The 13345-nt window shown below is 32.4% G+C and carries 10 protein-coding genes, 1 tRNA gene, 1 other RNA gene and 1 pseudogene; 4 read left to right on the top strand and 9 right to left on the bottom strand.

Annotated elements, in window-relative coordinates; all coding sequences use genetic code 11:
• Positions 1-5 precede the first annotated feature (5 nt).
• From CLAN_RS00065 to CLAN_RS00055, 3 genes are all read right to left on the bottom strand, one after another.
• Complete coding sequence (locus tag CLAN_RS00065) at positions 6-1565, bottom strand: class I SAM-dependent methyltransferase (protein ID WP_100590266.1); 1560 nt, start codon at positions 1563-1565, stop codon at positions 6-8.
• Entirely contained in the window at positions 1562-3628 is a 2067-nt protein-coding gene (locus CLAN_RS00060) for a motility associated factor glycosyltransferase family protein (RefSeq protein WP_100590265.1), read from the bottom strand. Before CLAN_RS00060 ends, CLAN_RS00065 begins: the two co-directional genes overlap by 4 nt.
• Positions 3629-3789: 161 nt before the next feature.
• Positions 3790-3864 (bottom strand) — tRNA-Glu (locus tag CLAN_RS00055).
• 111 nt (positions 3865-3975) lie between these two features.
• Here CLAN_RS00055 and CLAN_RS00050 point away from each other — a divergent pair.
• Genes CLAN_RS00050 through CLAN_RS00040 form a run of 3 tightly spaced genes read left to right on the top strand, consistent with a single transcriptional unit; the run spans position 3976 to position 6231 of the window.
• Positions 3976-4452, top strand: a complete 477-nt coding sequence (locus tag CLAN_RS00050) for a hypothetical protein (RefSeq protein ID WP_100590264.1) — start codon at positions 3976-3978, stop codon at positions 4450-4452.
• Positions 4449-5291, top strand: a complete 843-nt coding sequence (gene nfo, locus CLAN_RS00045) for a deoxyribonuclease IV (RefSeq protein ID WP_100590263.1) — start codon at positions 4449-4451, stop codon at positions 5289-5291. Before CLAN_RS00050 ends, nfo begins: the two co-directional genes overlap by 4 nt.
• A 16-nt stretch (positions 5292-5307) precedes the next feature.
• Complete coding sequence (locus tag CLAN_RS00040) at positions 5308-6231, top strand: methionyl-tRNA formyltransferase (protein WP_100590262.1); 924 nt, start codon at positions 5308-5310, stop codon at positions 6229-6231.
• A gap of 24 nt (positions 6232-6255) precedes the next feature.
• Here the strand turns inward: CLAN_RS00040 and CLAN_RS00035 are convergent, their stop codons facing one another.
• Positions 6256-6684, bottom strand: a complete 429-nt coding sequence (locus CLAN_RS00035) for a hypothetical protein (protein WP_100590261.1) — start codon at positions 6682-6684, stop codon at positions 6256-6258.
• A gap of 46 nt (positions 6685-6730) precedes the next feature.
• Between CLAN_RS00035 and ffs the strand changes: the two genes are divergently transcribed.
• Positions 6731-6828, top strand: an RNA gene (gene ffs, locus CLAN_RS00030) — signal recognition particle sRNA small type.
• 18 nt (positions 6829-6846) lie between these two features.
• On the opposite strand, the pseudogene CLAN_RS00025 reads toward ffs, so the two are convergent.
• From CLAN_RS00025 to dnaA, 5 genes and pseudogenes are all read right to left on the bottom strand, one after another.
• A pseudogene (locus tag CLAN_RS00025) lies at positions 6847-8046 on the bottom strand (HD domain-containing protein); the annotation flags it as partial.
• Entirely contained in the window at positions 8046-8489 is a 444-nt protein-coding gene (gene queF / locus CLAN_RS00020; protein ID WP_086225241.1) for a preQ(1) synthase, read from the bottom strand. The pseudogene CLAN_RS00025 and the gene queF, both read right to left, overlap by 1 nt.
• An 8-nt stretch (positions 8490-8497) precedes the next feature.
• Positions 8498-10822 carry a DNA topoisomerase (ATP-hydrolyzing) subunit B gene (gene gyrB, locus CLAN_RS00015; RefSeq protein WP_086253594.1) on the bottom strand — a complete coding sequence of 775 codons (2325 nt, stop codon included), beginning with the start codon at positions 10820-10822 and terminating at the stop codon, positions 8498-8500.
• Between the two features lie 8 nt (positions 10823-10830).
• Positions 10831-11901, bottom strand: a complete 1071-nt coding sequence (dnaN, locus tag CLAN_RS00010; protein ID WP_096017380.1) for a DNA polymerase III subunit beta — start codon at positions 11899-11901, stop codon at positions 10831-10833.
• Between the two features lie 133 nt (positions 11902-12034).
• Positions 12035-13345, bottom strand: coding sequence for a chromosomal replication initiator protein DnaA (gene dnaA / locus CLAN_RS00005; RefSeq protein WP_100590260.1), 1311 nt, complete (start codon positions 13343-13345; stop codon positions 12035-12037).

Genomic DNA, 13345 nt, shown 5'->3' with positions numbered 1-13345 from the left:
AGAGTTTAATACTCTTCTAACATTAGGGTATTGATAAGTGAGAGCTTGATAGTTTCAACTGCGTTTTTGAAATATTCGTTTTGCTCTTTTGGGCTTTTTAGCGGGATATTTTCGCCATCTTTTTGGATTGCTGGGGTTAATTTATCTTTTTCGAATTTGGCTTTTATATGGTTTTGGATATCTTTTATACTGTGATTACCATCAAACATTAATGCAAGTTCAAGTGTATGCTTATCAGCATTTAGCCTATCATTTGATGGAGTTGCTACACCAATTGGCGAACCTTCATTTTCTAAGAAATATCTTAGATATGGTATATATTCTCTTTTTAGTCTAGTCTTACCTGGGATATATAATAGCTTTTGAAGCGGTTTACAAGTAATGGTAATAGCATTGTTTGTAAGCGTTCTAATATCATAGTATCTAAATACTATATCATCTTTTGGATAAACTGCACGAACTTCATCAAAGCTTAAAGTTGATGGAAATGCATCATTTAATGCCTTTGCAAGTGGTTCTATATATGTATCTTTGGCTGAGCTTAGAAGCTGCGGTGTCGGCTTTATTAGCTTAAAGTGTAGATTATGTAAGAATTTAGCCTTATCTTCATCTTTTGTAGCTAGCTTGTTTTGATTTTGTGATTTGGTTAAAATAGAGCTTCTAAATCTAATAGAGTATAAAAAATCATAAGCTTGATTAGCTGAGATATAATCATCAAATGATAGCTTAAAATACTCACTTATCGCACCATCAGGCAAAAATGATGGATCAAAATGATATGTGGCATCAGCAACATAACAAAGCCCATTATCACCAGCATCAGCTACAAAATCTAAAAAATAAAATGGCTGATTACAAATCTCCATATATTCATGTGCCACATAACTTTTTGGGTAGTTTTGAATATGTTTAATATACTCAGAATTTAAATTTTTAATATGTGTAGCACTTGATTCATTTGGGCTGTATTTGGCGTAAAAAGCCTTTTGAAATTTAATAGCATTTAATCCAGACTCCAAATCAGCGACATTGCCACTACTCTTAACCGCACTAAATCGCATAAAATCACGCAAAGGCTCTACATATTTCCACCCAGGATAGCAGTTATAGCTGATAAATGCCACGCCATTTTGGCTTAATAGCTTTTGACAACTTTGTAAAATCGCACTTCTTACAAAATCAGGCACCCAGCTATAAATACCATGGCAAATAATATAATCAAACTCTATTTTACCACCAAATTCACTTATGAGATTGCAAATATCCATCTCAATAAGCTTTATATTTTTACACCCGATTCCCTCGATTGCTCTCTTGCCTATAGATATCTGCTCACTACTTAGATCAATTCCTATGAAAGTTGAATTTGGGTGGTTTATAGCTTGGCCTATGATATTGCCACCCATCGCACATCCTATCTCTAAGACCTTAGAATTATGCGGATTGGTGGCGGCCAAACCATGAAATCTAGCCACCGCACAAAGATAATCTATACTAGTTTGAGCGTATGAGTATGAGTTATAAGTATGCTCATCATAGGTGGATTTAATATCGTTATTTATCATTGTTCTAAGAGCTTATGGCTATCCATAAATCCACTAGCCGCATCAGCTAATTTACCTAAAGTCGCATCTATACTACCAGCTAAGCTAAATATCCAATAACTTTGGCATGAAACCCACTCAAATAACTTATCATTTTTTTCTTCATCACTATCAGCTCTACGAGCGGAAATAACAGCAAGTTCGAGCTCTTGGCTATTTAGCATCGCTCCGCAAATCCCATAAAATGAAGACATAAATACCCTATCTTTAAAGACATACTCTTTTAACTTATCAATCTCAAATGATAACTTTTGAAGCTTATCATAATTGATTTTATCTTGTTTATTTTGCTCTTTTAATTTTTTAGCTCTCTCTATCTCTTTGGCGATTTTAAGATATAGCTTTTCGCATTTTTTTTGGATTCTATTACCAGTTTTGAAAATTCCAGTTATATTTTTGATCGCTTTTTTTAGGTGTTGTTCTTGCTTTTCTTTGCTAATTGGTGAAATTGGCTTGAAGCTCTTTTTTTTGCCCTTAGCGATAATCTTATCGGCCATCTCTTTAAATGGAATTTCAGTTGTTCCTTCTATTCTTGCTCCACCTTCGGTGCAGTTATAGAGCTTATAGTTTGGATCACTTCTTTGAAGCATTGCGATATTATGCTCGAAATATTGTCTAAATAAATTCCATATAAATGTAGTTTGAATTTCGCCTTTACCGCCGTATTTTTGCGTCATTATAGGTATCTCTTCTACGGGAATTTCAGTCTCTTTAAATATATGCCCTTTAGAGTGGCTAGTGCCATCTTCGCCATAAGCTAAGTCTTGGCCTATTAGCATTACATCTTTACAATTTAACGCTTGAGCGACATTCCACGCCATATGAGCAGCGCTCTGTCCGCCACCGATATAGCCAAATTTAAAATCTTTAAAGCTCATCTCATAATTTAGCGGTCTTAAAGCATAACAAACATCTTTATCATGTAAATTCTCAACTGATTCATGATGCGTAAGAGAAGCCACAACAAATATAATTCCATCATCAAATTTAGTTCTAGCAGGTTTGAAAAAGTCCGGAGTCGGTGGAATTCTCTCTATAGATGTTACATAATCAGGCTTAATCCCATGCTCTTTTAAAATAGGATAACTCGCATCAACAGCTACAACTACTGTGTATGGAGCGAGTTTTTTGAGTATTGGCAACTGCTTATTGAGCGATGGGCCAGTTGATACTATTACGGCTGAATCTATCTTGCCTTTTCGTTTATTGATAATATCTCTAAGTGGTATAGCGCCAAATACATCTGGAAGGTGCTGAGTGGTTTGGATCATACCCAAAAGACAATCTCTAGAGTCATTGCCTCGTTCATATAGGGTTTGGACGATTGCTTTTTGCATTGTTTTGTTTAATTCTAAGATATTTTCTTGATACTTTTCATCATTGTAATAGTCATCGATAATATGCATATTATATAGTCTAAAACTATGAAATACATCTGGCATTTTACAAATAATATAAAATTGTAAAAATGTAACCTTATGAGAATCTAAGATAACAAGCCTATCATTAAAAATATCCCTAGAAAAGTCAATCAAACTAAGCGCAGCATATAAAATTTCAATCTCAGGCTCAAAGACAAATATCTTTTTATGCGTTGGGTTTGCTAAGATTGATTTTAAAAACACCCCATTGCCAATTCCATAGATAAAAAGCGCCCTATGTCTGGCGTGCTCTTCTTCGAATTCTATAATCTTTTTCTCAACATCTTTAGCTGGGCTTTCGTATAAATACTCTTTGGTTTCAAGATTTATGATATTTAGATCTAGCGGGTCTTTGCCCATATAAACGCCAAATTTTTTATTCTCCTCTAAACCAAATAGCGTAAGCGAAGTATCGATAGCATAAGGCATCATAGCAGTTATGTTCTTATCAAGAGTGGTTATCTCTTCATCATTTTTGATCTTATCAGCGATTTTAGAATCTAACTCTTTAAATTTTCTCTCATCTTCTGTTAGATCTCGCTCATCTTTTTTTGAAATATCGTTTTTTATCTCATGAATATCTTTTTTGTTACCATTTTGCATATTTTTCCTTTTAAATTTAGCTTTATATCGGCATTTTTGGATTTTATTATAGTAAAATTTGGCTTAATTTAAAGAATTAAAATAACATAAATTTATGACAAAAATTAATAGAGATAAATAAATTAAAGAATAATAAACAAAGTGGATAAAATGATAGAAGGTGGTGACCCCTACGAGACTCGAACTCGTGTTACCGCCGTGAAAGGGCGATGTCCTAACCGCTAGACGAAGGGGCCACTGCGGTTGCGTGAGTGGAATTATATAAAAACATTACTTAAATACCACTTAAATATATCAAAAATTTACAAAATCTATATATAATTTCTCAAATTTAAAAAGGTTTGCATTTGAATAAAACTAAATTTAACTTTATAATTTTAGCCATGTTTATCACTATTTTTACTGGATGTACTCATCAACCAAAATACTCAAATAGCGTTTTATTTAGCTTTATTACTCCTAATTTGCGTATTAGCGATGCTGGATTTATACATAAATATACCAATCAAACTCAAATTCAAATCTACAATAGCGGGGTGTTAGTTTTAAATTTAAAACTAGCTGAAAATATCTGTATTAATGGGGTTTGTAGTGATTATCAAAGCTTTAATATAAAATATCTAAGATCAGCTCACTATGATGAGATCTTAGATAATATCATATCTAAAATTCCAATCTATGATGGGGCAAATTTTCAAAAAACTAATTGCGGATTTGAGCAAAATATAGCTAATAAAATGATAAAATATGAAGTTTGTGATGATTTAGTTAAATTTATCGATAATCAAAATAGAGTTAAAATCATAATAAGAGAGTTAAAATGAAAAGAATCGGAGCCCATGTAAGTGCTAGTGGAGGTGTGGCAAATGCCCCACTAAATGCCCAAAATATCGCAGCGGACGCCTTCGCTTTATTTGTTAAAAATCAAAGACAATGGAGCGCAAAACCCCTAAGCCAAAAAGATATTGATGAGTTTAAATTAAATTTAAATAAAGCCAACATAAAGCCAGAGCATATCCTAGCTCATAATAGCTATTTGGTAAATTTAGGTCATCCAGATCCACAAGCTAGGGCTAAGAGTTTTGACTCATTTTTAGATGAGATTAAAAGGTGCGAAGCCTTAGGGATTGAGCTTATTAACTTTCATCCAGGCTCACATCTAAAGCAAATAAGCGAAGATGAGTGCTTGGAGCTAATAGCACAACAGATGAATGCTCTACTTCAAAACTCATCAAATATCAAGCTAGTTATCGAAAATACCGCCGGTCAAGGTAGCAATCTAGGATATAAATTTGAGCATCTAGCAGCATTGATCGCTATGAGCAAAGATAGCAGTCGTGTAGGCGTGTGTATCGATACTTGCCATCTATTTGCTAGTGGTTATGATATTAGAGATGATGAGAGCTATGCTAAAACTATGAGCGAATTTGATAAGATAGTTGGGTATAAATACCTTAGCGGAATGCATATCAATGATAGCAAAGGTGCCCTTGGCTCACGCAAAGATCGCCACGATAGCTTGGGAGTGGGGATGATTGGCAAGCAGGCTTTTAAATCTATCATGAATGATCCTAAAATCGATGAAATTCCATTGATTTTAGAAACTATTGATGAAAGTATTTGGGCTGATGAGATTAAAATGCTTAGAGATTTTATAGATTAATTTTTGGAGGTATATAATGAATTTAGGGGGGGGTACAAGCCTTAATACAAGCTTAAAAATTGGCTATTTTGCTGATGGAATTTGGTCACATAATGCGTTTAAAATAATCACTAAAGATCCAAATATGAAAATCGCTTTCATCTGTGTTAGAAATAACTCAAATGATGAAATTCTAGCCAAATTCGCAAAAGATTATGGGATTGAGATTTTCTCTCATAGTGATATAAATTCGGCTGAATTTATCGCTAAGATTGTTAAATTTAAATGCGATATCTTAGTTTCTATGTCATTTGATCAAATTTTTAAACGCCAAATCATTGATTTAGCTCCGCTTGGTGCGATCAACTGTCACGCTGGTGCCTTGCCATTTTATCGTGGGCGAAATATCCTTAACTGGGCTTTGATAAATGATGAAAAGAGCTTTGGGATTACAGCTCATTATATTGATGAGGGGATTGATACTGGCGATATAATCTTACAAAAGCACTATGAAATTAGCGATAGTGATGATTACTCTACGCTATTACAAAAGGCTTATAGTGAGTGTGGGTATGTTTTGTATGATGCTTTAAAGATGATTTTAGAGCGAAATTTTGAGCCTATTAAACAATCAAATATTGATAAATACGGCTTTTATTGTACTCAAAGAAAAATTGGAGATGAGATGATTGATTGGAACCAAAATAGTCGTGATATATTTAATTTCATCCGTGCCATCACTCATCCAGGGCCATTAGCTAGAGCTATATTAAATGGTAAAGAGATGAAAATAATCAAAGCAATTTATCACCTAAATGCACCGAGTTATAAGTGTATAAATGGCGCTGTAGTGGGAGTTAATAAAGATGGATTTTGGGTTAAATGTGCTGATAAAGCGCTAGAAATTCGGGAATTTGAGTATGATGGCAAGATTAGAATTGGAGATAGATTTAAGTTATAAATTTAAAAATTAAATTTTAGATTATTAGCTATGAGAGTAAATTCTAACTTCGTTTAAAAAAAACTCATAAACTTGCTGTTGGAAGATAGCATCCATCTCATCGCTATTAATCATCAATCTTCTAAGATGCTCAAAATCAATCTTTTTGACATATCTTTTTATCATTTTTAATTCATAATCTATATCTTTTAGTAATAAATCTAAATTCAATTTAGAAGCTTGAGTAGCCTTTTCTACATACTCTTTAACCGTTTGGACTAGGATGTGAATTCGCTTTTTATCATCTTTGTATATATCTTTTGCTATCTCTTCAACCTCTTGATAATCACTATCTAAAATACTATTTTTAGCAATTAACATAGCGGTAAAAATCTTGGCTCTAAACTCTAGTGATCGATAATGCGGAACAAAAAGCTCACGAAAAATAGATAAAAAATGTAATTTATAACTCATCATAATCCTATTTTAAGTAAAATATAGATATAATTTCATCCGCCTTTCCTTAGACCTGTGCAATGCTTTTAAAAAGCACCGCTTCAGGATGGGAACATAGCAGAGCACTTTTTATAGGTGTGTGCCGCAGTCATCTGGGGAGAGGTTTTCTATATCTAAATCTTTCATAAAATCTCTACAAATTTTATCAAAATCCACACCTTCAATTTTTGGGCTTTTTTTGAATTTAGCTCTTATATTTTGAAATCCTCTTACTAAATCCTTGCTTTTAACACCATAGCTTATAGAGAGTCCAGCCTCGACAAAAGCAGCTAATCTATCGCAATATTTCAAAGCCTTGCCATCAATGCTATTATACTCATCATCATTAACATTACTCATACTTCCGTGATATGGTTGTGGAGTTGTGCGACAAATTCTATTTTCAAATTCATCTTTTTTAAAGACCCCATCATCACTTCTAACGCCTAAAATATAGCTAAATTCATCTCTAAAACTTTGTGGGATATATGGCAAAATTTTATCTTCGATTAATCTCATCTCATAATCGCTAATTATCTCATTTAGCCCATCAATACCATATTTAACAGGGCTTATAATATCACGAGTTAGGCTCTCAGGTAGATCATGAAACAAAGCGCAATAAAAGTTATTTTCTAATCGTTTTGAATTTGCTCCAACTTTGATTGAATAAAAATAGCCAAATATAGCTACAACTAGCATATGACCTAAAACTGCTGTTTCTGGAATGCGGTTCGTCTGAGCCCAACGCTTTTGAAATCTTAATCTTCCGCTTAAATCAACTATGCGAGCTAATTTTTGATTCATAGCGATCTTTCTAACGCCGATTAATTCATAATAATCTTCTAGCTCTTCATCTACTTTTTGCTTTAATTCATCGATATCATTTAAAAATTTACTAGTTTGATATACAATGCTAAATTCCCACTTAGTAGCTAGATAACTAGCGGCTTTTAAAATTAATCTCTCTTTTTTGTGGCCTTTGTCTTCTAAATAACTCTTAAATCTATCTAAAAATTTACCATCTTCGATATCTTCTATTAATGGTTCTAAATTTGTCAAAACCCAGTTATTTATCTCATTAGCTTTGGTCTTTTGGATATGGTGAAAGACATCTGGGCGAATATCAGTTACCACAACTCTACTTAAAAACTCAAAAACCCCACCTTCTATTATATAACGCATATCTACATCATTTTCAAGCTTTGCGATGAAATATGCTATTATAAATTTATGAGCTTGTTTGTCTAGCTCTGATAGCTCAACCATCTTAGGATAGTCATTCCACCTTGATATATTGGCCGCTTTGAAAATATGTTCAATAAGTTTTGGATTTATCATTAGTTAAATTTCCTAGTATTTTCAAATACTATAGAGCTTGTATCGTATTTTTGCTCTTTTATCATATTGCTATCAACTTCTATAATCGTATGGACATTGCCCCTTGGATTAAAATCACCAACAACTCTTAGATATTTTGGTTTTAGCTTATTATCTAGAGTATCGTAAATTTCATTTATACTAGATTCATGACTTATATGGCGATTTAAAAAGCTATTTATATATAATTTTAGAGCCTTTAACTCTACTACAAATTTATCAGGGACATATGTTAGATAAATTGTAGCAAAATCGGGATAGCCACTCCTTGGACAAAAGCAAGCAAACTCTGGTAGAGTGATTTTGATCGCATAATCTTTATTAGCACTATTTGGCCATATTTCAAAATCTTTATCTATATCAAATTCAGCTATAATCTTTTCACCATATTTTAAATTTTCCATATCTATCCTTAAACATCTAAGTGCTTAACATCTTTAGCGTGAGCTTGGATATACTCTCTTCTTGGCTCAACCTCATCACCCATAAATAGCTCAAATACATCACTAGCGCTTTGCATATCTTTGACATCTATCTTTAACAAACGGCGATTTTCTGGATTCATGGTAGTTTCCCATAATTGATCTGGATTCATCTCACCTAGACCTTTATAACGCTGGATATAAGCACCTTTTTTAGCATTTTTTTCTATATTTTCTAATACTTCCAATGGATCGCCATTAAGGTCAATATCACGCTCTCTCATCTTAGAATATATATGGACAGCCTCAATATATAAAGGATTAACAAATAAAGTATCATTGATAATCAACTCTTCAAGGCCATTTGGAGTTTGGACATAAATTCTAATCTCATCTTCATTGACATATGAATTTAAGATATTATAATTTTGAGTTTCAAGCTCTGTTTTTATAATCTCAAATAACTCTTTAAAATCTTTGCCGATGATATCTGGATTTTCTATCATATATCTAATTGCACTTAATAGATTAAAACGCTTTTTAAGCTCATTTAAAACACTTCTATAAGCGCTAATTAACTTTAAATAATCGATCAAATCATTATTGCCGATACCTTCAAAATCTTCATTTTCAATTCCTGTTTCTATTAAGAATTCATTTAAGGCTTTTTCATCTTTTAGATAAATTTCTTTTTTGCCTTTTTTGTATCTATAAAGTGGTGGCTGGGCTAAATAGACATTTCCATTTTCTATAATTGGCGTAAGAAATCTAAAGAAAAATGTAAGAAGTAGAGTCTGAATATGGCTCCCATCGACATCAGCATCTGTCATAATAATGATTTTATGATATCTTAATTTACTAGCATCAAACTCATCCCCAATACCACAACCAAATGCGGTTATCATATTTTTTATCTCTTCAGATTTTAAAATTTTATCAAGTCTGCTCTTTTCTACATTTAAAATTTTACCACGAAGTGGCAAAATAGCTTGAAATACCCTATCTCTGCCTTGCTTTGCTGAACCACCAGCAGAATCACCCTCAACAAGATAAATTTCACTCTCACTTGGGTCTTTGCTTTGACAATCGGCTAATTTACCAGGCAGTGTCCCAACGCTATTTAAATTATCTTTTTTGCGTGTTAAATCTCTAGCTTTTTTGGCCGCTTCTCTACCACGAGCTGCTAAAAGAGCTTTATTCATGATAGCTTTTGCTTCGTTTGGATTTTCTTCAAAATATTTACAAAGCACTTCAAAAGTTATCTTTTGGACTATTGGTTTGACATAGCTTGAGCCGAGTTTGCCTTTGGTTTGGCCCTCAAATTGTGGTTCTGGGACTTTGACACTTACAACAGCTATAAGGCCCTCTCTTATATCATCTCCAGTGATTTTGGTATCTTTTTCACGAGCATTAGCGTTTGCTGTTATATAATTTGTAATAGCTCTAGTAAGCCCCGCTCTAAATCCAGCTTCGTGAGTCCCACCATCAGGGGTTTTGATATTATTTACAAAGCTTAGTAAATTCTCACTATATGTCTCATTATAAAGTAGAGCAAAATCGACTATAACATCTTCTTCGCCACCGCTAAAACTCACAGCTTTGCTTACTGGGTTGCTTTTATTCATATCAGTTACAAAGCTCTCAAGCCCACCTTCAAAGTGATAACTCTCTTTAAATCCATCTCTTTGATCTTTGAAATTTATAGTTATTTTAGGATTTAAATAGGCTAACTCTTTAAATCTTTTAGTTAAAATTTCTCTATCAAATTTAGTTATTTCAAAGATAGTATCATCAGGCCAAAACTCTATGCTAGTTCCAGTTTTGTTAGTAGTTTTGATAACTTCTAAATCACTTTGTGGTATGCCTTCGGCAAATTCTTGGCGATGAAGTTTTCCATCTCTTTTTATATTTAAAACCAATTTTTTAGATAATGCATTAACAACAGAAACCCCAACCCCATGAAGTCCGCCTGATACTTTATATGTATCTTTATCAAATTTACCACCCGCATGAAGCACGGTTAAAACCACAGTAGCAGCTGAAATATTCTCAGTTGGATGGATATCTACTGGAATTCCCCTACCATTATCTGTGATTATAGCTGAACCTTCATTTGTAAGCTCAATATCGATAGTATCACAATATCCTGCCATTGACTCATCTATGGAGTTATCTACTACTTCATAGATCATATGGTGAAGGCCATTTATATTTGTATCACCTATATACATTCCAGGGCGTGTTCTTACAGCTTCAAGACCTTTTAAAACCTTGATACTTCCAGCGGCGTATTTTTTTTGTTCTAAATTTTCCATTTTAATCCTTAAATATTTATAGGCATTATAACTGTTTTTAACTCTTCACAACTAAGCACAAATGGAAGTCCTACATCATTATATGATAAGGTAAATTCACTATCTTCAATGCTTGATAAGAAATCAAGAATAAATCTATTTTTCACACCTAATATAATGTTGTCTTCTATATCAAAATTTTGCTCAATTACTGTTTTTGCTTCGCTATTATCGTTATTTATACTCTCAAATGTTATGTTTTCTTTATTTATTGTGATTTTTATAATTTCAGATAGCATTGAGATTGTTTTGATACCTTCTATCATCTTTTCACGATTTAAATTTATATTGATTTTACTCTCTTTTGGGATTACTCTTTCATAGTCTGGATAGCGACCATTTATCAGTTTTGTGAAAAATTCAAAATTTTGACTAATTGCTATAAATATATTTTCATCATAGTAAATTTCTATATTTTCATAGAATATTTTTTGGATTTCTACTATAGCTTTTTTAGGGATTATTATGCTAAATGGTTCGCTCTGTGAGTCTATTTCAAGTGTATAAACGCTAAGTCTTTTAGTGTCAGTACCAACTAAATTTATACTATTATTTTTTATATCGATTAAAGCACCTGTTAATTCTATTTTTGAATTTGTATTTTCTATTGAATTTGTGATTTTTTTAAGGCTTTTGCTTAGGTTAGCTGCGTTTATATTAAATCTTTTTTTATTTTCTATTGTTGGGAAATCTGGGAAATCATCGGCTTTTTGCATAGGTAGGCGATATTTTGAGTTATTTTGTTTTATATATAGGTGATTTTGGATTGTTTCTAAGATAACTTCACCATCTTTAAGGCTTTTTATGATATCAAGAAGTTTTTTACCATTTGCTGTAGCTATACCTTCATCTACTATATTTACATTTTGTGATTTATAGCTTAAGCCAATTTCATTATCTGTGGCTTTGATTGTTAGAGTTGAATCCTTGGCATTTATAAATATATGTGATGTTATGGAGCTTAGATCTTTTTTATCAAGATATGAGCTTGTGTTGATTATTATTGTTTCTAAGATATTTTTTTTGATTAGAACTTTCATTTTTTGCCTTTATTTTTAAATTTAATTTTTTATTTTTAGTTAGTTTGTTGATTTTGTGAATAACTACACAAAACGCCGTAAATTCGCCTAAATTTTGTTGAATAACTCAGAAGATAATTTTCACACATATTCACTATTCCTTTGATAATATTTTGTTTTTTAACTCTTCTAATCTAGCTTTAAAGTAGCTATCACTTTCTATTAAATTATTGATTTTTTTGATATTATGGCTTACTGCGCTATGGTCTTTTAACCCAAAATGCGATGCTAGTTGTGGCATTGAATTTGGGGTTAAAGTTTTTGCTAGATAGATACAAATTCTCCTAGCTTCTACAATATTTTTTGTGCGGTTTTTGCTTTTTATATCACTTGGTTTTATATTCATCTCATGAGATACATATTTGATTATATCTTCTAAATTTATGGCTTCTTTTTTCTCTTTTATCTGATCTTTTATTACATTTTTGGCAAATTCAAGTGTGATATTTTGACGCATTATGTTGGCAAAGGCGTTTATATTGATTATCGCACTCTCTATCTCTCTAATGTTATCACCCATATTTGAAGCGATATACTCTATTATATCATCGCTTAATTCTATTTTGTCAAATTCGCATTTTGTTTTGATAATTCTAATTTTGGTATCAAGCTCTGGTGGTGTGATATCAGCCATAAGCCCCCACTCAAAACGGCTTTTTAATCTCTCTTCAAAGCCTTTTAGCATTTTTGGCGGTTTGTCAGAGGTCATTACGATTTGACCTTTTTTGGCGTGAATTTCATTGAAAGTATGGAAAAACTCCTCTTGAGTTTTTTCTGATTTATGAAAAAACTGAACATCATCGATTAATAAAACATCGCAACTTCGATATTTTTCTTTAAATTTATTCATTGTGCGATTTTCTAAATTTCTAATAAAATCGCTAGTGAATTGCTCGCTTGTGATACAAATAACCGTTTTGCCATGTTCTAAGCACTCATTACCAATTGATTGTAAAAGATGGGTTTTGCCAAGACCGGTTGGACCATAGATAAATAGCGGATTGTAGGCTTTACCAGGATTGGCAGCTACTTGCTTGGAGCTGATGAAAGCAAATTGATTAGAATCCCCAACAACAAAGTTATCAAATGTATAACTAGGATTGAGTAGTGAGCTTTGGCTCTTTATCTCTTTGACATTTACCTCTTTTAATTTGAGATTTAGATCTGCTTTTTGTGTGGTGATTAAAATTTGAGGCTTTAAGCCGGTATGTACTTCATAGATATTTGCTAATTTAGTTGCGTATTTTGTCTGTATAAATTTGGCTATAAGTTCATTAGGAGCGATGAAAACTACCCTTTGAGAATTTGAGCCTTTTTCGCTAAATTTAATCTGTGAAATGTAGTTATCCATCTCACTTTTTGATATCTCTTGGCTCAAAATTTCAAGCGCCTTTATACCTAGCAA

It is taken from the genome of Campylobacter lanienae NCTC 13004, from assembly GCF_002139935.1.
In the GTDB taxonomy this organism is placed as follows: domain Bacteria; phylum Campylobacterota; class Campylobacteria; order Campylobacterales; family Campylobacteraceae; genus Campylobacter; species Campylobacter lanienae.
Note: the sequence above shows the minus strand (reverse complement) of the source record. Positions and strands in the feature narration are given on the sequence as shown.